The sequence below is a fragment of the Streptococcus mitis genome (genome assembly GCF_946190275.1).
In the GTDB taxonomy this organism is placed as follows: domain Bacteria; phylum Bacillota; class Bacilli; order Lactobacillales; family Streptococcaceae; genus Streptococcus; species Streptococcus mitis_DC.
Genome location: NZ_CAMHZQ010000021.1, coordinates 1 through 21020, shown reverse-complemented (window position 1 = coordinate 21020; position 21020 = coordinate 1). Strand labels below are relative to the sequence as shown.

Genomic DNA, 21020 nt, shown 5'->3' with positions numbered 1-21020 from the left:
GATTTAGATATTGCCCCTTCTTCGAAATCGATAGAATCTTTCTTGATTATGTCTATATTATCGTGAGTTCGAAGAGTTGAGATTGTAATACAAGCTAAGAAATACCAATGAATTACTCGCAATAATTAATGATAAGCACCTAACGTTACTATGATACAGACTCCCAATGGAACATCATACCAAAAAAATTCTTTTAATGACTCAATCATATTCATTTATTTAATCCTATTCAAAAAGCAGGAGATTTGCCTCCTGTTATGATTCAATTATTTAAAATTTCTCCGTTCCACTAAATAATATATAAAAAATAGAGAGAAGTTATGAAACTTCTCTCTATTAACTTTTGAAAACCTCCTTCAAGGATTTCACGCCGTCGTGGCTCTAAAATATAATATAATTTATTTTATCACAAATAGTATCTTTTAGCAATACTTATTTTCCAATTCTTTTGAAAAAATTTTTAATAATATCAAATTTAAATAAAAATATATTTTTTAAACAGTATAGTCTGATGGAGCAATCTATTTTTTTAAGAGAGAAATTATTAAAATAATTTAAAATTTTTAAACTTTGATAAAATTTTAGAACCCTATTGTTAGTCTTAGGAGTAAGTGATAACTCAGAGATAAACAGACTATTTATCAGAATTTTATTTCCTGTTCTATATCTTGTTATGAGACTAAAATGTGCTAATTTATTTCTTAATTCACGCAATATTTCACAAGCGTTAATAAATTTTTCACGACTTCCGCTAACCGACGAATCAAAGCCCATTTCACTCATAATTTTATTTTGTATCCTCACTCCCAATCCCTGAAATAAAACTAATAAATCATTGAGCATTAATGTATCAATAATAACCCAAAGTGGTGGATTTTTATAGCTAGAAATATATGGATATTTTATTTTACAATAGTCTGCATAAGATAAGTCAAAAAATCTTCCTTCTAAGTTTCTAATCTGGACTGACACATATGTACAACCATTTAATCCAGAGATATCACTAGGAGTATCATCAGCTTTTATTGAGAATTTTCCCCTGTAAATATTTATTTTAAGGTCATCAATAGTTCCTTCAAAAACACCTTCTAAATTATAAAATATTGCTCCATTACGAGTACTTGACCGTTGTACATTACCCGTAAATCTTGCATTCTTAATTCTAGCAGAAATATTATGAGTTTTAAAAAAAAGATGTGTTTTTCTATCATTCCCAGGACTATAAAAATAATCTGTAAAAGAATTCTGACTATGCAGAGTCGAACGTTCATAGAAACTGATATCCAAATAGTTTAAATTAGACTCAATGCCACTATTACAATGTTCTCTTGCAAATTCATAGGCAATTCTAGACTTTAATTCAATCTCAATCTTTTCAATTTCTTGAAATAGGTATTTAGCAATATTTCTATCCAATATATATATTCTTTTAATATCCTTAAAAGATACTCTAGACATATAATTTTTAGGATTTGAAGTTGACAAAAAAAGAGTTTCAAAACCATTTATGGAATTAAAATAATTTTTCTGTTGGATAAAGCTCTCCATCTGTAGTTCGTCAGGAATTTTTAAGTTCCTATTCTTTTGAATAATAATCTGTTCATGTATAGTTTTAAACTCTTTTTCTCTAGTCATAATATTATCTCATTCATTTTCTATGTAAGTACTATTATATCATATTCCCAAATATTTTCTCGATATACATTTCAAAATTTCAACTAGCCAATCGCATAGTCTATAAATAAGAGCATAATTATAATAAATTCAAATAAAAACTGAACAAATTGATTAGAGAATTAAAACAAATTTCTAACAATGCTTTAGAAATCATAATGTTCTATTCTAATGTCAATCCAATATATCTAACTTTCTATTCAAAATTAACATTATCAGTTGATAAGCCAAAAAACAGGAGATTTCTCTCCTGATTTACATCCTGGTTATTGAATGATTACACCCACTCACCATTGGCATCTACTGTGTAACCATCGATAGTTGTATTCACAGCCAAAGCTCCTGATGGGTATGAGTAATACCATTTACCGCTAACTTGGAACCAACCTGTCTTCATAGCGCCTGAGCCAGCAAGATAATACCATGTACCACCTTGGTTGAGCCAGCCTGTTTGCATAGCACCTGAGCTGTTGAGGTAGTACCATGTGCCACCTTGGTTCAACCAACCTGTCTGCATAGCACCTGAACCGTCAAGATAATACCATGTACCATTTTCTTTTATCCATCTAGTACCCATTTTACCTAAACTATCAAAATGATACCAACTACCATTTATAAATTTCCAGCCTGTCTGCATAGCACCTGAGCCATTAAGATAGTACCAATTACCATCAACTTGTCTCCAACCAGTTTTCATCACACCAGTTTCATCCAAGTAATACCATGATCCATCTTTGACCCAACCTGTCTTCATTCCATCTTCTTTAGAGAAATAATACCAATCCAGTCCAATTTTCTTCCATCCAACATGACGATTTCCCTCATCATCAATGAAGAATTTTTTACCATCAATTAAAACAATACCTGGTTTAAGGACACCTTCCTCATCTAAGAAATAATGTTTCCCGTCTACTGTAATATCCCCTGTTAGACGAACACCTTCTTTTAGATAGTAAGTTTTATCATCAATTTTGATAAAGCCAGTTTTCTTCTCACCATCTTCTACAAAATAGTAAACCTTATCAGCAACTTTTACAAAGCCTAGCTTTTTAACACCATCTTTTTCATCTAGATAGTATTGCTTATCACCTGCAGTCAATAGACCTTTCTTCATGGCGCCATCAGCTTCAAAGTAGTAAGTCTTATCATCGATTTTTTGCCAACCACTAACCTTTTTACCGTCCTTGATATAGTAGACTTTTCCGTTCTCTGTTTTGAACTGACCTACCGCTGTAGACTGATTTTGGTTAGTATTAGTTGCTGTGTTTGAACGATAGACATGATAAAGAACACCATCTTTTAAGTTACCAGTAACGTATGTATAGTTAGCAATAGTTGGATGACTTGTATCTGAAGCTTCAGCTCCTTTACGCGGTTCCTTAATATTTACTGGATCGCTACTGCCTTCTTTATAGACTACAAAACGAACTTCTTTAACCGATGAATTCCCACTAGTCGTTGTGGCATTTTGATTATTGTTTGTATTTGTGTTCGTTGCAGCAGCTGTATTTCCACCATTATAAGGATTGCTTTGAGCAGAAGAATTATTACTATTACCTGTTGCAGCAGTTGTAGCATCTGGAGCATATGTATGATATAGTATACCATCCATTTCTTCACTAGTAGTATATTTATAGTTCTCAATTTTAGGATGATCCTTAATAGATGCATCTGTTACAGCAGATCCTGTCAATGCAGCTTTGATATCAACAAGTCTACCATTTTGAAATTTCACATAGTGTACTTCTTTAACCGTAGAAGTTGCCGAAGCACTCGTTGCCCCTGATTCGGCAGCTTGTGCTGGTTGAACTGAAGCCATCGCTAGCACTGAAGTAGCTAGCAAGATACCTGTTAGTGTTTTCTTCATGAGAAGAACCTCCTTTATTAAATGGTTAAATTTATATATATTATATCCTTTTCCTATAATAAATGCAATAAAAAACATAAAAAGTGTAGAAATATTTAAAAGTAAAAGAAAGAGAGCAGTTCTAACCGCTCTCTTTGTTATTTTATACCCATTCACCGTTGGCATTTACATAGTAGCCATCGACTGTAGTGCTTACTGCAAGGGCACCTGAACTATAAGCATAATACCATTTACCGCCTACTTGGAACCAACCTGTTACCATAGCACCTGAGCCTTTAAGGTAGTACCATGAATCACCTACTTTAGCCCAACCTGTTTGCATAGCACCTGAGTTGTTTAGGTAGTACCAAGTACCACCATCTTGCAACCAACCTGTTTGCATAGCACCTGAACCGTTTAGATAGTACCAAGTGCTACCATCTTTAACCCACCATTTTTGCATAATGCCTTCAGCGTTAAAGTAATACCACTTACCACCATCTTGTAACCAGCCAACTTGACGTTTACCTTCTTTATTTACATAAATCCAGTTACTATCAACTTTATTCCAGCCAGCTTTTGTATTAGATTCATCTGTTAAGAAATATGTTTTACCATCAACGGTAATTTCCCCAAACTTACGTTCACCTTCTTCAGTGACATAGTAATACTTGTCGCCAGCACCCTTGATAAGACCTGTCTTACGCTCACCTTCTGCAGTAATGTAATACCATTTGTCATCACTATCTTTTACAATGCCTGACTTAGTTGTACCGTCTTCAGCAAAGAAGTACCATTTAGCACCTACCTTATGCGCTCCAGTTTTTACAATACCATCTTTAACGAAGTAAGTTTTCTCTTTTTCTTTAATGATTTCTGTTTTACGGGCACCATTCGCATCAAAGTAATAGGTTTTTTCTCCTAATTTGATGAAACCAGTTTTCTTAACCCCTTGTCCATCAAGATAGTAGCGTTCATAGTTATTTTCAATAACTCCACGTTCCATGACACCTTCACTATTAAAGTGGTATGTCTTATTATCAATAATTACCCAACCTTTTACTGGGTTTCCTTGTACATAAAAGTATCGATTACCTGATACTTCACGCCAGCTATTACCTTTATCCGTAGATTTGTAACCTTGCTTATTCAAGTCTGCTGAAGGTGTATTGGGATCGTTTTCCAATTCAGCAAGTTTTGTTCCTTTTTCTACAAATACATAGTAACGTACGCCACCATCTACATAGGTTTCCTGATACTCAAATTTATCAATATAACTATGCTTTTCAAATTTTTGATCACCTGACTCAAAATAAACAGTTGTACGAGTACGTGAACGATCATTAGAAACAGTTATCCATTCGGTTTTACGAATAAACTCATCTGCATGTACAGAAGGAGCTGTGATAGTTGAGTAAGTAGTTACAGCAGCACCTGCCATTGTGACACTAGCAAGAACTAAAGCTAGAGATTTTTTATTTTTCATATGAATATTCTCCATTCTTAAATTTAGCTATTATGCTTTTCTTTATTGTATCTTATTTTTACAAAAATTTCTAAGAAAAACTGGACTTTTTATGGAAAAAATAAAAAGCAGGAGAAATCTCCCACTTTTTTAGATTAATTAGTTAACCCATTCACCGTTTCCGTTTACAGTGTATCCACCTACAGTAGTGTTAACTGCAAGAGCACCTGAAGCGTTAACGTAGTACCATTTGTCTTTAACTTGGAACCATTGGCTAGCTTTCATAGCACCTGATGCTTCAAGGAAGTACCAAGTGTTACCATCTTTCAACCAACCTGTTACCATAGCACCTGATGCATTTAGGTAGTACCAAGTTCCGTTGACTTGTTTCCAACCTGTTTGCATTACACCTTGTTCATTTAGGTAGTACCAGTTGCCATCAAGTTGTTTCCAACCTGTTACAGCTTGGTTACCAGAATAGTATTTCCAACCATCTTCTTCTTTGATCCATTGTTCTTTTACAACGTTGTATGAGTCAGTTTTTTCAAGAACCAAATCAACTTGAGCGTTTGTGAACATGTCAGCACGAGTATCTTTATCTAGGTCAGCAGTACCAGATACTACAAAAGTACCTTCTGTAGCAGCACCTGCATCTTCATGAGTCTCACCATTTGCTAGATTTTCGATTTCACCTCTATATCCAGTAAGTGTATAATATTTGTTATCTTGTCCATTTACTGTAACAAGTTTTGCTTGTCTTACTACATATCCTTTTGGAACATAAGCAACACGGTAACGAACTGCATCACCAGCTTTAACTTCTAATTCTACATCTCCTGCTTCATTAGATACTGCAGAAGTAGGTGTTCCAGCAACATATTTTCCTTCATCATTCTTAGAATAAGGTAAGATATCTACTTTAACACCTGCAATTGGGTTACCTTGGATATCTTTAACTGCAAAACGAACGTGTGAACCGTTACCAAACACAACTGGTTTACCATGGTAAGGGTTGTAAGCTGGAGTAGCTGGTTTGTATTGTTGATCAGCTGGTACTTCATGGTGGAATGAAGGGTGTTCATTTGCTGTATATGGTGTATTATCAATTTTTCCTGTAAGAGGATTTACTGGACCAGTGACTGAAGCACCATTAGTAGTGTTTGCTGATACAGCTTGTACAGCACCAAATGCTGCAAGAGCGACTGCGCTTGTCAATAAAACTTTTTTCATCGTTTTATCTCCTTTGTTTTTCTTTAAAAATTTTTTTCGTAAGACTATCTTACTACCATACAGTATATAAATATTTGCAGGATTTGTCAAGGGTTTTCTTAGATTTTTTAAACTTTTCAGCTATTTTTTCAAAAAAGGTTAAAAAAACGCCTTTGTGAGATGAAATACCCTTCAAATACTGTATCTCCCAAGTGAAAATCTCACAAATTTCTTAAACCTTAAGTCAAACCTCACATATCTAATCCACATAGATAGTTGGACAGAACTCACTTCTATGGTATTATCCTATAACCTCTTCCAAATGTCAAGCAAAAATGGCAAGTATTTTGCAAATAACTCGCCATTCCATTAACTTTCTACTATTAAAAATGTGACCTCATAGCAAGGCCTCAAACTCAGCGACGCTCATGCCTAACTGTTCACTCGCAACTTCAGAAGTCAAAAGACCTTGACGGACGAGATTCAGTAGCATAGACAAACTTCCTTCAACTTTTCCACGCTCCAGTCCCTGTTCTAAACCTTGTTCAATTCCCTCAGCTCGCCCTTGTTCAATACCCTCTGCACGCCCACGTTCAAGACCACGTTCCAAACCTTTTTCTTCAGCTTGTTCCAAGGCATAGTCCTGTGCTAACAAGGCTTGTTCTTCGCGCATACGTAGTTGACTAAACATTTTCCTGTCCTCCTCGGACCAGCTCTTGTAGTCCAGCAGTTGATCTGCCTGGCTGATGGCTCGCTCGGGTTCTTGGGTAAAGGGCTTATTACCAAAAAACTCTAACCACGGCTTGCGAACCTTGTCCTTGCTGGTTTCTCTGTATTTTTTTAATTCCAAGAACGCCATCTTGACTAGATGATGTTCCTGTCCATTATTGGTGATGGTTAAGGCTTCACCTGTCGTGTCCTCTCGCATACTAAAGCTATGAAAAGCCAAGTCATCTGAGAAGTAGTTACTATCTACAATTGCGATAGCGTATACTGGTGCGATGTGTTTGTAACTCTGGTGTGTATCACCTTCACGTTGACGAATTTTTTCTAGGTTTTGATTGACCTGACTGCATAAGTAAGCCCACAGGCGATTGATGAAAAAATTCTGATGATGCACCTGAATCTCAATGATTACTTGTGTCCCATTGTCTAACTCTGCCAAAACGTCTATACTAGTGTAAAAATCCTGAGCTGAGTAAGGCAGGGAAGGCAAGACGTGAATGTTACTTCCCTCCAAAATGGTTACATTTTTGGCTGGCAAGTCCAACATATCGCGGATAAACTGACAAGTGATTTCTGGGTTGCTAAAGATTTTCTTAGCAACCAAATCATTGGTCGGGCTAATGCCCGGATGTCTTAGAATCATCCTTTTCCTCCTTTTATTATACCACAGTTTTAAATCTAGGTTTACTAGATTCACTGCTACTATCTATTTATTCGGAAAAGAGACGAAAAAAAATAAAAGTTATTAAAATTATGGTTTATCCTTAATTTTGTCTGTATTAAAAGAGGTTTTGACACCTAATTTTTAAAATTAAAGCACCCTTAATCCAGATACGGTTTGAATCAGCTTAACTTGTTCCTGATCTTCTTGTCCGACTTTCCGAATCATGTTTTCTAAGTCTTCTTTACAGATAGCAAGAACATCATAGTGCTCCTTGATGATTCTGATTTTCTCAGCTTGTTCAGGTGTTACATAGCTCGCTATGGCGACTCCCAAATTCCTCATCTTATCCTTCATTCATCTTGGTAATCAACTTCTTAATGTTTAGTTTCTCATCTGGATTGTCAAAGATAATCTGAATAATAGCTTGAGCAAATAAATCATTCCTTAGTTCAACCAATCCACAATATATCTTTCCAATTACTTGGCAAACCAATCTTACTAGATAATATGATATTTGACTTTTCCATCAACTGGTCCTCTAAAGTCATTAAAAAATCGTTCCAATCTTGAACAAAAGAATGTGAATGATGTTGTATAAGATTTTTCATAGCTAGAAGATAAGCAAATAAATCGTTATTATGCGTCTTTTTCTTTTTAGTCTCTGCATTCTTGTTTATTTGACGCAAATCAGCTGAAAAGAAACTTGGACTTGCTATTGTAAAATTTTGACCATATAATCTTAAATGATGTGCAGTTCTATTTCTCATATACCATGTAGCTGAAACCCAGCCAAATAATTTACTCCGGATTTCTTCTCCATGAATTTTAGAATTTACCACACCAGTTGATAAAAATGTAGTATCTATCCAATACTCCCGGTACTCTTTTTTCAGTGCACTTATAAAACGAGTTGTTTCTCCAAAAGTCATCTCTTGAAAAAGAACCCAAATTGGGAATTTAGAACCTTTATTTTTGATATGATGCTGTATTGAAAGACTTTGATTCTCTGATAAATGTTTTTCTATAATTGAAATAAATTCGTTATATAATTCAGAGTTTTCATAAATAGTTTCATCCAAGTAACACTCACCTTTTTGATATTTTCCATTATATTGCTGGCAAAGCGATTCAATAAAAGTTGATTTTATAAACTGCTCTAATCTACCAGAAAATATAAACAGAAACTGTGATAACCAATCATTAAATTCATACAATGAAATCGCTGCTTGAAATTTTCCTTCATGAAGATTATCTGGAACCTGTTTAATAAAAGCAGAAAACGAATAGTAATTATGACAACGTAAAAAGTTTTTGGAATCTAGTTCCTCTTCAGGTGACATATCTAGCTTATCTGAAAGATAACTTACCAAATCTTTAAGAGGTAAAAATGCTTTCATTTCTCTCTTTAAATCTCTCGACAAAGAAATACTATTATCAGTTGTGTACATCATTAACCTTCTAAATTTATAAAAAAATGACTCCAGTTGCTATGAAACAGGGAGCAAAAGGAGTGCTTGTATTTAAATACTATACTATTCTATAAAAAAAGTCAAGTAAACTTGATATTTTTTCAATTTGTGTCTAATTGTTCACTCACAAATTCGGAAGGCAAAGCATGTTAGCATACTAAATCAATAAAGGAAAAGATTTATCCTTCAACTTTCCCACGCTCTAGTCCTTGTTCAATACCTTCCTCCCTAGCTGTTTCCAAGGCATAGTCCTGTGCTAACAAGGCTTGTTCTTCGCGCATACGTAGTTGACTAAACATCTTCCTGTCCTCCTCGGACCAGCTCTTATAGTCCAGCAGTTGGTCTGCCTGGCTGATGGCTCGCTCGGGTTCTTGGGTAAAGGGCTTATTCCCAAAAAACTCCAACCACGGTTTGCGAATGCTATCTTTGCTGGTTTCTCTGTATTTTTAGGTCTTATTGATGATGATCTTTCAATAGCACCTCAAACTCAGAGACAGTCATACCCAACTGTTGACTGGCAACTTCAGAAGGCAAAAGACCTTGGCGAACCATATCTAGAAAAGCAAAAACTCTTCCTTCAACTTTACCACGTTCAAGACCACGCTCCAGTCCCTGTTCAATACCTTCCGCCCTAGCTGTTTCCAAGGCATAGTCATGAGCGAGTAAGGCCTGTTCTTCACGCCTGCGTTGTTCACTAAACATTCTCCTGTCCTCCTCGGACCAGCTTTTGTAGTCCAGCAGTTGATCTGCTTGACTGATGGCTCGCTCGGGTTCTTGGGTAAAGGGTTTGTTCCCGAAAAACTCCAACCATGGTTTGCGAATGCTATCTTTGCTGGTTTCTCTATATTTTTTTTAATTCCAAGAACGCTATTACTAGTGATGGTCTTATAAGAGTGCCTCAAATTCAGAGACCGTCATACCTAATTGCTCGCTAGCAAATTCGGAAGTTAAAACATGTTGGCGCACTAAATCAAGAAAGGTAAATATTTTCCCACGCTCCAGTCCCTGTTCAACTCCCTCTGCTCGTCCTCGTTCAAGCCCCTCAGCTCGCCCACGTTCAAGGCCACGTTCTAATCCTCTTTCTTCAGCTTTTTCTAAGGCATAATCCTGTGCCAACAAGGCTTGTTCTTCGCGCATACGTAGTTGACTAAACATTTTTCTGTCCTCCTCGGACCAGCTCTTGTAGTCCAGCAGTTGGTCTGCTTGGCTGATGGCTCGCTCGGGTTGCTGAGTAAAGGGTTTATTCCCGAAAAACTCCAACCACGGCTTGCGAACCTTGTCTTTGCTGGTTTCTCTGTATTTTCTTAATTCCAAGAACGCCATCTTGACTAGATGGTGTTCTTGTCCATTATTTGTGATGGTTAAGGCTTCACCTGTCGTGTCCTCGCGCATGCTAAAGCTATGAAAAGCCAAATCATCTTGGAAGTAATTACTATCTACGATAGCAATAGCATAAACAGGTGCGATGTGTTTGTAACTTTGATGTGTATCACCTTCTCGTTGACGAATTTTTTCTAGGTTTTGATTGACCTGACTACACAGGTAAGCCCACAGGCGATTGATGAAAAAATTCTGATGATGAACTTGGATTTCGATAATAACCTGCGTGCCATTGTCCAACTCTGCCAAAACATCTATACTGGTATAGAAATCCTGGGCCGAGTACGGCAGGGAAGGCAAGACATGAATATTGCTCCCCTCCAAAATGGTTACATTTTTGGCTGGTAAGTCCAGCATATCGCGGATAAATTGACAAGTGATTTCTGGATTGCTAAAGATTTTCTTAGCAACCAAGTCATTAGTTGGGCTGATGCCTGGATGTCTTAGAATCATCCTTTTCCTCCTTTTATTATACCACAGTTTTAAATCTAGGTTTACTAGATTCACTGCTACTATCTATTTATTCGGAAAAGAGACGAAAAAACCTGAGAATTATCTCAGGCTTGGTCATTAAATCTTTTTCTCAATACTGAAAAGTGGAGAAAGTGGGCGTTTTTCATGGATACGCACGATAGCATCCCCTAATAGATGAGCGATTGAAATCTGCTCAATCTTATCAATCAAACGCTCTTCTGGCAGATAGATGGTATCCAAAACAACCAATTTCTTAATAGCTGATTTTTGGATATTGTCCATAGCAGGACCAGAAAGAACTGGGTGCGTACAGCTTGCATAGACTTCAACAGCACCAGCTTCTGCAAGGGCATCTGCCGCGTGGCAAATGGTTCCAGCTGTATCAATCATATCATCAATCAAGATACAAGTCTTGCCTTCTACCTTACCGATGATGTTCATGACTTCACTGGTATTCATCTTATCAACGCTACGACGTTTGTCAATGATAGCAATAGATGTTTTCAAAAATTCTGCCAACTTACGAGCACGAGTCACCCCTCCATGGTCTGGGCTGACAACCACATAGTCAGAACCAACCATACCACGACGCTCAAAATAATCCGCAATCAGAGGAGCTCCCATCAAGTGATCCACAGGAATATCAAAGAATCCTTGAATCTGCGCAGCATGCAAGTCGATTGTCAATAAACGATCTACCCCAGCTACTTCAAGCATATTTGCGACAAGTTTTGAAGTGATTGGCTCACGCGCTCTCGCCTTTCTATCCTGACGTGCATACCCATAGTAAGGCATGACAACATTGACAGATTCTGCACTCGCACGCTTCAAAGCATCTACCATAATCAAAATTTCAAGCAGATTGTCATTTACAGGCGAACTAGTTGATTGTAGGATAAAGACGTGCTTCCCACGGATTGATTCTTCGATGTTGACCTGAATCTCTCCATCTGAAAATTGGCGAACACTTGATTTCCCCAACTCTATCCCAATCTCCTGCGCCACACGTTCTGCCAATTCTTTATTAGAAGAAAGGGCAAACAGCTTTAAATCAGAAAAAGACATGATTTCCTCCGGTATATATGTATCGCTTGTGCTTTTCACAAGATTTTTCCATCTACCATTGTAGCGCTTTTTGCACTATTTTTCAATCAAAAATAAAAGAAGGGCACCATATTTGTACCCTTGCATCATTCTTTTGAAAAATATTCTAGTTCATCAACTCATTGTGCTTCTCAACAAAGCGATAAGCCTGATAAAAACCATAGAGAGTAATGGCTGTAACCACTGGAATCGCTAAAGGCAACTCTGTCTCCAACTCCACAAAAGGAGAGTTAAACAGGAAGTGAGTTCCCAAAGCTAAACCTAGGAAAATAAGCCCCTGTTTCTTGCCAACCTTCTGCCCTTTATAGGCTCTGTAAAGCAAGTAAACACCTACTACAGCTAGACCTGAAAAAGTCCAGTGAGAGGCAATTCCTGAGATGATACGCTCTAAAATTCTCGAAATGGTAAAGTCAAATCCCTCTGGCAAATCCGTACGAATATAGCCAATATCCTCAATCATTTGGAATCCCAAACCAGAAGCAATCCCTAGTAAAAACAAAGATTTGAATTTTCGCACAGGAATCAAAGCTAAAACAAAGACAAGTGGCAACAATTTCAAGGGTTCTTCTACCAAAGGAGCCACAATCGCACTTTCAAAGGCATTTAAAAAGGCACTATCTGGGAAAAGAATACCCAGTAAATCATGGATATAGGTATTCGCAAAGCTAGATAACCAGCCTGAAAGGAACATCCCACCCAATAAAGACAAGATCAAGGTGTTCTTTGGCAATTTCCATTTTTTCCCAATACGGAAAAGGAAATAAAGAGCCGGAATCATGTAAAAGAGAGCTAGAAAGATAGAAACTCCCATTAGTCCATATTCCGCACCTGACATCGAACCATCCGTATAATAGATGGTTTCATACTGCAAACCAATACATAGCAATAAAATAAAAATAAATAAAATACTGTTTTTCTTCATACACTTTCTTTCTAAATGAATTTTTTACAATTCTACGACTGTCATACTTCCTGTATCCACATCGTAAATAGCACCAGAGATAATGACATCATCTGGTATTAGGGGAGACTCGATAAGGAGTTGCATATCCTCACGTACACTCTCCTCTATATCTTGGAAGGGCAAGAAATCCTGGTCTGATACATCGACACCTAGTTCCTCTTTCAGATACTCCTGAAAAGGACCATTTTCAAAGGTCTGAGCACCACAGTCTGTATGGTGTAACACCACAATCTCTCTTGTCCCCATTTGTTGCTGGGAAATAACCAGCGAACGAATCATGTCTTCTGTCACTCGACCACCTGCATTCCGCAAGATATGAGCATCCCCAAGTGCCAAACCTAAAGCTTGCGCAACGTGCAAACGTGAGTCCATACAGGTCACAATGGCAACTCTTGTTTTGGGTTTAAGTGGCAGATTTAACTGCCCATGTAGGGCAACATAAGCCTGATTGGCTTGCATAAACTGTTCAAAATACGACACGATTCCCTCCTCGAAAATTTGATAGTCAAATATTTCTCCTATCTTATCATTTTTAAGAGGATTTGTCACAGATTAAGCAAAAACCTTTTTCAAAACTTCCTGAATCGTTGTCACACCAATGACCTGAATTTCCTTAGGCGGAGTGATTCCTGTCAAGGAATTCTTAGGTACATAGATTTTTGTAAATCCAAGTTTAGCAGCTTCGTTGATGCGTTGCTCGATACGATTCACGCGCCGAATTTCTCCCGTCAAGCCCAATTCTCCCACAAAACATTCCTGAGGATTAGTTGGCTTGTCTTTATAACTCGAAGCAATGGCAACTGCAACGGCCAAGTCAATGGCAGGTTCATCCAATTTGACACCGCCAGCAGATTTAAGATAGGCATCCTGATTTTGCAAGAGAAGACCTGCCCGCTTTTCCAAAACAGCCATAATCAAGCTAGCACGATTAAAATCAAGTCCTGTCGTTGTACGCTTAGCATTTCCAAACATAGTCGGTGTCACCAAAGCCTGAACCTCAGCCAAAATAGGACGTGTCCCTTCCATGGTCACAACGATTGATGAACCAGTTGCTCCATCCAAACGCTCTTCTAGGAAAACTTGACTCGGATTGAGTACCTCAACTAATCCGCCCGACTGCATCTCAAAAATCCCAATCTCATTAGTGGAGCCAAAACGGTTTTTGACCGCTCTCAAAATACGAAAGGTGTGGTGACGCTCCCCTTCAAAGTAAAGCACCGTATCCACCATATGCTCCAACATACGAGGACCAGCTAATGTTCCTTCCTTGGTCACATGACCTACAATAAATATGGCAATGTTATTAGTTTTGGCCAGTTGCATGAGCTCAGCCGTCACCTCACGCACCTGAGAAACAGATCCCTGCACCCCTGAAATCTCAGGAGACATAATGGTCTGGATAGAGTCAATGATGAGGAAGTCTGGCTGGATGCGCTCCACCTCAGCTCGAACACTCTGCATATTGGTCTCTGCATAGAGATAAAACTCGCTATCAATATCACCCAAACGCTCTGCACGGAGTTTAATTTGCTGGGCAGACTCCTCCCCACTGACGTAGAGAACTGTCCCTACTTGAGACAACTGGGTTGAGACTTGTAGGAGAAGAGTCGATTTCCCGATTCCAGGATCCCCACCGATTAGGACGAGACTTCCTGGTACCACTCCGCCTCCAAGTACACGGTTGAATTCCTCCATCTCCGTCTTGGTTCGATTGACGTTGATTGACGTCACCTCAGCCAGTTTCATGGGCTTGGTTTTCTCACCTGTCAAGGACACACGCGCATTCTTGACCTCGGCAACCTCAACCTCTTCTACAAAAGAAGACCAAGACCCACAGTTGGGACAACGCCCCAGATATTTAGGGGAATTATAGCCACAATTTTGACATACAAATGTCGCTTTTTTCTTTGCGATAATAAACCTCTTTCTATATTTCTAACTCACACTCAATCACTTGGCAAAAATCAATCTTCTCGTCTGGTACAAATTGGCGCATGAGCATGTTATGAGCAACAACTACCACAGTCTGGTGTTCTCGATACTTAGACATACATTCTAGAAAACGAGACTTCATTTCCGTAGCTGTCTCATATTGAATAGGACTATTAGGAAGTAACTCCCCCTTATTTTCTAGAAACATAGTACGAGCTTTTTCAAAATTATCTGTGCCACTTTCATAGACCTGCCATTCATGCAATAATGGCTCCACTCTCAAAGGAAGTCCCGTAGTACAAACTACATAAGAAGCCGTTTCTAAAGCTCTTGTGACTGCAGAAGATACGATTATTTCAGCTGACGAGAGTAAAGAATTTTTGCTCAGTTCCTGAGCCTGCTGCCGTCCCTTCTCAGACAAGGGCGCCAAATCTATCCCAAAACCCGTATAAGAACGCTCCTCTAACTCACGGTAATCTGGCTCTCCGTGACGGATAAAAATAATTTTCATATTAAGACCCCCATAAAACTATCCAATCTTGATTCCGCAATCTTGCCACTGCTTCAGTGTTTTAGAGAATTTCTTCTGGTTGCCAACTCCGACAGCAGACAAATCGACAGAAACCTGATAATTCTCCTTGGTAACTGCCAAAACGGAAGCCTTAACACAGCCATTGCCATCTACCCCTATAAACTCTATGCTTTTAGCACCGTTTTCCTCTAAAAAATCTTTTAAATCTGGATTAGTAAAGCAAGAAGCCCGACGCTTCTCAAAGATACGAGAAGATACAAGCAGCAAGCCGGTCACAAATTTCTTCTTTCTGTCTTTTCTCACCTGTCAAGGACACACGCGCATTCTTGACCTCGGCAACCTCAATCTCTTCTACAAAAGAAGACCAAGATCCACAGTTGGGGCAACGCCCCAGATATTTAGGGGAATTATACCCACAATTTTGACATACAAATGTCGCTTTTTTTTGCGATGATAAACCTCTTTCTATATCTCTAACTCACACTCAATCACTTGGCAAAAATCAATCTTCTCATTTGGCACAAACTGACGCATGAGCATTCCGTGAGTTACAATGATAATAGTTTTATAATTTTTATATTTTTCCAAAGTTCTTAAAAAACGATGACGCATCTCCAGAGCAGTTTCATAGCGATAAGGAGAATCTTCAGGTAAACTTCCTTGATGTTTTAGATAATATTCATGAGCTACCAATACACTAGTTAAATCAGAGTTAGTACCATCTAAGTCTGGACGCCACTCATGAAAAAACGGCTCCACAAATAAGTCCAATCCTGTTTCAACTGCTATATAATGTGCTGTTTCTAAAGCCCTCGTCACAGACGATGAAATAATAATCTCTGCCTTTCCAAAACATGCAGTTTTAGCAACTTCTTTTGCCAGACTGCGACCTTTTCCTGTCAATGGTGCTAAATCACGACCAAAACCACTATAGAGTCGCGGATTTTCAAGTTTATCAAGCATACTATAATCTGGCTCCCCGTGACGTACAAAGATAATCTTCATTCTAGTGCCCTGTTGACCCAAACCCACCAGTTCGCACGCCATCAGCCGCATCTCCATCTGCAATTAAGAAAGGAGCAAAGACAGCCTGGACCACACGTTCCCCAACTTCGAGAATCACTTCTTGGTCTGTGATATTCTTCATCTGCGCAAAAATATGCCCTTCATTTCCAGGATTTCCATAATAATCCCCATCAATGACACCAACCGAGTTAATCAAGACCAAGCCCTTCTTACGAGGATTTGAAGAGCGATCATAAAGGTAAAGAACCTCAGTCGGCTGCATATAGGCCTTAACCCCTGTCGGAACCAAGACAATCTCTCCTGGCGCAATAACTGTACGCACAGCAACCTTTAAGTCGTAACCAGCCGCATGCGCTGTCTCACGCTTGGGCAATAAATTTTCATCTATAAAACTAGAAACCAATTCAAAACCACGAATTTTCATCATCTTCTCTTTTCTATTATCATTTATTCTAGATTATTCTATCTTATTTATTCGGAAAAAGCACGAAAAAAAGAGCACACAATTCAAATCGCTTAGGGCTGCTGGATTCCTCCCCTGACCCACTTCACGCAGAACTGTTGCTCCACTATTTATTATATCACATTCCTATTCATTTTAAAAGCAAAATTATTTTTTCCGTCTATTTCTAAAAAAGTCCTGCATAATAGCTGCGCATTCATCTTCCAAAATTCCCGTTTCAACCTCCACACGGTGATTGAGACGCTCATCTGTCAAGATATCGTACAAACTCCCAGCAGCGCCAAATTTCTGGTTTTTAGCCCCATAGACCACGTTTGGAATACGGGCAAGTCCAATCGCCCCACTACACATGACACAAGGCTCAATGGTCACAAAAAGCGTGCAATCCAGCAAGCGCCAACTCTCCTCACTCAGGTTCGCATGCTCTATAGCCATAATCTCCGCATGCATAACCGCTCGTTGCAACTCCTCACGCGCATTATGCCCACGGCCAATGATTTTTCCGTCCTTGACAATCACACAACCAATTGGAATTTCATCGTGTTCAAGAGCAATCTCAGCCTCTCTCAAAGCTTCCCTCATAAAGACTTCTTTTTCTTCAACTGTATAATTCATCAATTTCCCTTTTACTACTTATCGATTTTATTATTATATCATGAATCCCAAGACAAAAAAAGCCACCGAATGCGGTGACTTTATAGGGAGATTATTATGAAAAAGAAAAGTTTAGGATATTTGTTACAACAAGTTAGGAGGTCTTCTTGTAACTGTCTATAGTATACCCGACCTATCTTAAACAAATCTTAAAAATCTCTTAGGACCAAACACTTTCTAAAATATTTGTTTGTTCACGACCAGGACCTACTGAGAAAGTAGAAATACGAACGCCAACCAATTCACTCACACGACGAACATAATTACGCGCATTCTCAGGAAGGTCTTCCAAATTACGAACTCCAGTAATATCTTCTGACCAACCTGGCAACTCTTCATAGATAGGCTTGCAACGTTTCAATTGCTCAAGACTAGCTGGATAGTAGTCAATACGTTGACCATCAAGATCATAGGCCACACAAATTTTCACTGTATCTAAACCACTCAAAACATCGATAGAGTTCAATGAAAGGTTAGTAATACCAGAAACACGACGGCTATGACGCATCACAACTGAGTCAAACCAACCTACACGACGTGGACGACCAGTTGTTGTACCATATTCATGACCTACTTCACGGATACGTTCTCCCACTTCATCAAACAACTCAGTTGGGAAAGGACCGTCTCCTACACGACTCGTATAGGCTTTACATACACCAACAACCTTGTCAATCTTACTTGGACCAACACCAGAACCAATGGTCACACCACCAGCTACAGGGTTTGATGACGTAACAAATGGATAAGTACCTTGGTCGATATCTAGCATAACTCCTTGTGCACCTTCAAAAAGCACACGTTTACCGTTATCAAGCGCATCATTCAAAATGACAGATGTGTCTGTCACATATTTCTTGATTTGTTGACCATATTCGTAATATTCTTCAAAAATATCATCGAAATCAATCGCTTTACTGTCATACAATTTTTCAAAAAGACGATTCTTTTCAGCAAGGTTACGTTCTAAACGCTCACGGAAAATGTCTTTATCCAAAAGATCTGCGATACGAATTCCCACACGAGCAGCCTTGTCCATATAAGCTGGACCAATTCCCTTGATTGTAGTACCAATCTTATTGTCACCCTTGGCCTCTTCTTGCAAGCGGTCCAACTCAATATGATAAGGCAAAATAACATGCGCACGATCAGAAATACGCAAGTTATCAGTTGTTACACCTTCCTCATGAAGATAGCTCAACTCTTTCACAAGAGATTTAGGATTTACAACCATACCGTTCCCAATAACAGAGATTTTTTCAGGGAAGAAAATCCCAGAGGGAATTAAGTGCAACTTAAATTTCTTACCATCAATCACAATCGTGTGACCAGCATTATCACCACCTTGGTAACGTGCAATCACTTCTGCATTCGCTGAAAGGAAGTCTGTAATCTTCCCTTTACCTTCATCACCCCACTGGGTACCTACAACAACAACTGAAGTCATAATCTTGTCTGAGCCCTTAGGCTCTTCCTTTCTCACATACATGGCAGGAATCTCACCCGCAATTATATCTTACAATTTATTATAAGAAAAAATCGCCTTTTTATCAAGAAGAAACAATAGAAAGATTTGCTATTTCCAACTATTAAAAAATGATTTAGAAAAATTACTAGCTATTTATTGTTATATTGCCATAAAAAAGTAGGTTTGTTCGGAAATTAACTCAGACTATCTCAACAAGAAATAGAACCTTGTTTCATTATCATCTTTTCAAGATACAAACGATAAGCAACACGATAATGGTAAACGATAAAATCCCTACGACACCCAATACCATATCTAACTAAATAATAAATCAAAAATTTAAAATGAAAATGTTCCCAGTCCCAACTATTACCAAAGAAAGTAGCATACTCTTCTTCGATACTGTCATAGAAATCAGTCATCTGATCATAAATATTTTGTAGCATAAGCATACACTCCTTTACTTTTTATGATCTTATTCTAACAAAAAATTTTAATTAATCATTAATAATTCCTGAATTGTTAAAATACCAACCTCAACAATATAAAAGATGAGAAAGATGGACAGAATAGAAACAAATTTCCTATAAACAATTCATAAAAACTATTACTCTCACTAAAAATCATCCAGTACGGTTTTAATAGCATTGAATATTGCTCAGTCTAAACTATGAAGTGATTGAATAGAAATAAAATTCCTTAATAATATCAAAAAGAAAAAAGGTTCTCTATTGTGGAAGAAGGACTCGAACCCACGACCTTCATATAATATTTGTAGTGGGTAAATCCTCTATGGATCTCATGGAACAATTACACTTTATCACAAAATTACTAGAGCTTACAGACCCTAAATTATGGATACCATCAATAGGGGTACACATAAGGAAATTATCGCTAAACTGGACTACGATGCCCCATCTTGCCCTGATTGCGGAAGTTAAATGAAGAAATATGACCTTCAAAAACATTCTAAGATTCCTTACCTCGAAACGACTGGTATGCCTACCAGAATTCTACTTAGAGAGCGTCGTTTTAAGTGCTATCAATGCTCGAAAATGATGGTGTCTGAAACTTCTATCGTCAAGAAAAATATCTCGCTTCGTGGCTCTATAATATTTGTAGTGGGTAAATCCCCTATGGATCTTATGGAGCCTATTTTTGTGTAGAAAAAAAGTCCCATATGACCTATAATGAAAAGCGACTAAACAACTCATTAGAAAGATTCATATGGAACAATTACATTTTATCACAAAACTACTCGATATTAAAGACCCTAATATCCAGATTCTAGACATCATCAATAAGGATACACTCAAGGAAATCATCGCTAAACTGGATTACAATGCCCCATCTTGTCCTGATTGTGGACATCAAATGAAGAAATATGACTTTCAAAAACCGTCGAAAATTCCTTACCTCGAAACAACTGGTATGCCTACTAGAATCCTCCTGAAAAAGCGTCGATTCAAGTGCTATCATTGCTCGAAAATGATGGTCGCCGAAACCTCTCTCGTCAAGAAGAATCATCAAATTCCTCGTATCATCAACCAAAAGATTGCGCAAAAGCTGATTGAAAAGACTTCTATGACCGATATTGCTCATCAGCTGGCTATTTCAACTTCAACTGTCATTCGTAAGCTCAATGACTTCCGTTTTAAGTCTGATTTTTCTTACCTCCCTGAGATTATGTCCTGGGACGAGTACGCTTTTACAAAGGGAAAGATGAGCTTTATTGCACAAGATTTTGACAAGCTCAACATTATCACTGTTCTTGAAGGCAGAACACAGGCTGTCATCCGAAATCACTTTCTTCGTTACGATAGAGCAGTCCGATGTCAGGTGAAAATCATTACTATGGATATGTTTAGTCCCTACTATGCCTTAGCTAAACAGCTTTTTCCAAACGCTAAAATCGTGTTGGATCGTTTCCATATTGTCCAACACATGAGCCGTGCTATGAGTCGTGTGCG

At 38.1% G+C, this 21020-nt stretch carries 17 protein-coding genes, 1 other RNA gene and 7 pseudogenes; 2 read left to right on the top strand and 23 right to left on the bottom strand.

Annotated elements, in window-relative coordinates:
• Positions 1-432: 432 nt before the first annotated feature.
• The 23 genes and pseudogenes from N8M20_RS09180 to comW form a co-directional block, all read right to left on the bottom strand.
• Complete coding sequence (locus N8M20_RS09180; RefSeq protein ID WP_261080380.1) at positions 433-1635, bottom strand: Abi family protein; 1203 nt, start codon at positions 1633-1635, stop codon at positions 433-435.
• A 316-nt stretch (positions 1636-1951) separates the two neighbouring features.
• On the bottom strand, positions 1952-3541 hold the full coding sequence (locus N8M20_RS09175) for a PspC family transcriptional regulator (RefSeq protein WP_261080379.1): 1590 nt from the start codon (positions 3539-3541) through the stop codon (positions 1952-1954).
• Positions 3542-3683: 142 nt separating this feature from the next.
• Positions 3684-5006: a nucleoside triphosphate hydrolase gene (locus N8M20_RS09170; RefSeq protein ID WP_261080378.1), complete on the bottom strand. Its 1323-nt coding sequence runs from the start codon at positions 5004-5006 to the stop codon at positions 3684-3686.
• 138 nt (positions 5007-5144) lie between these two features.
• Positions 5145-5498 (bottom strand): annotated as a pseudogene (locus N8M20_RS09165) (N-acetylmuramoyl-L-alanine amidase family protein); the annotation flags it as partial.
• Positions 5499-6591: 1093 nt separating this feature from the next.
• Entirely contained in the window at positions 6592-7563 is a 972-nt protein-coding gene (locus N8M20_RS09160; protein ID WP_261080377.1) for an Rpn family recombination-promoting nuclease/putative transposase, read from the bottom strand.
• Positions 7564-7740: 177 nt separating this feature from the next.
• A pseudogene (locus tag N8M20_RS09155) lies at positions 7741-8014 on the bottom strand (IS110 family RNA-guided transposase); the annotation flags it as partial.
• A gap of 19 nt (positions 8015-8033) precedes the next feature.
• Positions 8034-9032 (bottom strand): Abi family protein, encoded by a 999-nt coding sequence (locus N8M20_RS09150; RefSeq protein WP_261080375.1) that lies wholly within the window; start codon positions 9030-9032, stop codon positions 8034-8036.
• A gap of 203 nt (positions 9033-9235) precedes the next feature.
• Positions 9236-9499 (bottom strand): annotated as a pseudogene (locus tag N8M20_RS09145) (Rpn family recombination-promoting nuclease/putative transposase); the annotation flags it as partial.
• A 7-nt stretch (positions 9500-9506) separates the two neighbouring features.
• Positions 9507-9924 (bottom strand): annotated as a pseudogene (locus N8M20_RS09140) (Rpn family recombination-promoting nuclease/putative transposase); the annotation flags it as partial.
• 14 nt (positions 9925-9938) lie between these two features.
• Positions 9939-10886 (bottom strand): Rpn family recombination-promoting nuclease/putative transposase, encoded by a 948-nt coding sequence (locus N8M20_RS09135; RefSeq protein WP_261080374.1) that lies wholly within the window; start codon positions 10884-10886, stop codon positions 9939-9941.
• A 117-nt stretch (positions 10887-11003) separates the two neighbouring features.
• Positions 11004-11972 (bottom strand): ribose-phosphate diphosphokinase, encoded by a 969-nt coding sequence (locus N8M20_RS09130; RefSeq protein WP_000010158.1) that lies wholly within the window; start codon positions 11970-11972, stop codon positions 11004-11006.
• A 145-nt stretch (positions 11973-12117) separates the two neighbouring features.
• Positions 12118-12933 carry a PrsW family intramembrane metalloprotease gene (locus N8M20_RS09125; RefSeq protein ID WP_261080373.1) on the bottom strand — a complete coding sequence of 272 codons (816 nt, stop codon included), beginning with the start codon at positions 12931-12933 and terminating at the stop codon, positions 12118-12120.
• 24 nt (positions 12934-12957) lie between these two features.
• Positions 12958-13455 carry a beta-class carbonic anhydrase gene (locus N8M20_RS09120; RefSeq protein ID WP_004237611.1) on the bottom strand — a complete coding sequence of 166 codons (498 nt, stop codon included), beginning with the start codon at positions 13453-13455 and terminating at the stop codon, positions 12958-12960.
• Between the two features lie 72 nt (positions 13456-13527).
• Positions 13528-14892, bottom strand: coding sequence for a DNA repair protein RadA (gene radA / locus N8M20_RS09115; protein ID WP_135783528.1), 1365 nt, complete (start codon positions 14890-14892; stop codon positions 13528-13530).
• A 10-nt stretch (positions 14893-14902) separates the two neighbouring features.
• A complete protein-coding gene (locus N8M20_RS09110) occupies positions 14903-15418 on the bottom strand; it encodes a histidine phosphatase family protein (RefSeq protein WP_261080372.1) in 516 nt (171 codons plus the stop codon).
• Positions 15419-15436: 18 nt separating this feature from the next.
• A pseudogene (locus tag N8M20_RS09105) lies at positions 15437-15739 on the bottom strand (isochorismatase family protein); the annotation flags it as partial.
• Positions 15735-15908, bottom strand: a pseudogene (locus tag N8M20_RS09100) (DNA repair protein RadA); the annotation flags it as partial. The pseudogenes N8M20_RS09100 and N8M20_RS09105, both read right to left, overlap by 5 nt.
• On the bottom strand, positions 15905-16444 hold the full coding sequence (locus N8M20_RS09095) for a histidine phosphatase family protein (protein ID WP_261080388.1): 540 nt from the start codon (positions 16442-16444) through the stop codon (positions 15905-15907). The gene N8M20_RS09095 and the pseudogene N8M20_RS09100, both read right to left, overlap by 4 nt.
• Before the next feature lies 1 nt (position 16445).
• Positions 16446-16889 (bottom strand): dUTP diphosphatase, encoded by a 444-nt coding sequence (locus tag N8M20_RS09090; protein ID WP_261080371.1) that lies wholly within the window; start codon positions 16887-16889, stop codon positions 16446-16448.
• Between the two features lie 56 nt (positions 16890-16945).
• Positions 16946-17043: signal recognition particle sRNA small type (gene ffs, locus N8M20_RS09085), an RNA gene on the bottom strand.
• Between the two features lie 32 nt (positions 17044-17075).
• Positions 17076-17543 carry a tRNA adenosine(34) deaminase TadA gene (gene tadA / locus N8M20_RS09080; protein WP_261080370.1) on the bottom strand — a complete coding sequence of 156 codons (468 nt, stop codon included), beginning with the start codon at positions 17541-17543 and terminating at the stop codon, positions 17076-17078.
• Between the two features lie 199 nt (positions 17544-17742).
• Positions 17743-19029: an adenylosuccinate synthase gene (locus N8M20_RS09075; protein WP_004237599.1), complete on the bottom strand. Its 1287-nt coding sequence runs from the start codon at positions 19027-19029 to the stop codon at positions 17743-17745.
• Positions 19030-19259: 230 nt separating this feature from the next.
• Positions 19260-19496, bottom strand: coding sequence for a sigma(X)-activator ComW (gene comW / locus N8M20_RS09070; RefSeq protein ID WP_261080369.1), 237 nt, complete (start codon positions 19494-19496; stop codon positions 19260-19262).
• A gap of 355 nt (positions 19497-19851) precedes the next feature.
• Here comW and N8M20_RS09065 point away from each other — a divergent pair.
• Together N8M20_RS09065 and N8M20_RS09060 are read left to right on the top strand one after the other, a co-directional pair.
• A pseudogene (locus N8M20_RS09065) lies at positions 19852-20141 on the top strand (transposase family protein); the annotation flags it as partial.
• A gap of 136 nt (positions 20142-20277) precedes the next feature.
• Positions 20278-21020: ISL3 family transposase (locus N8M20_RS09060; RefSeq protein ID WP_261080368.1), on the top strand; the 743-nt coding region annotated here is incomplete at its 3' end.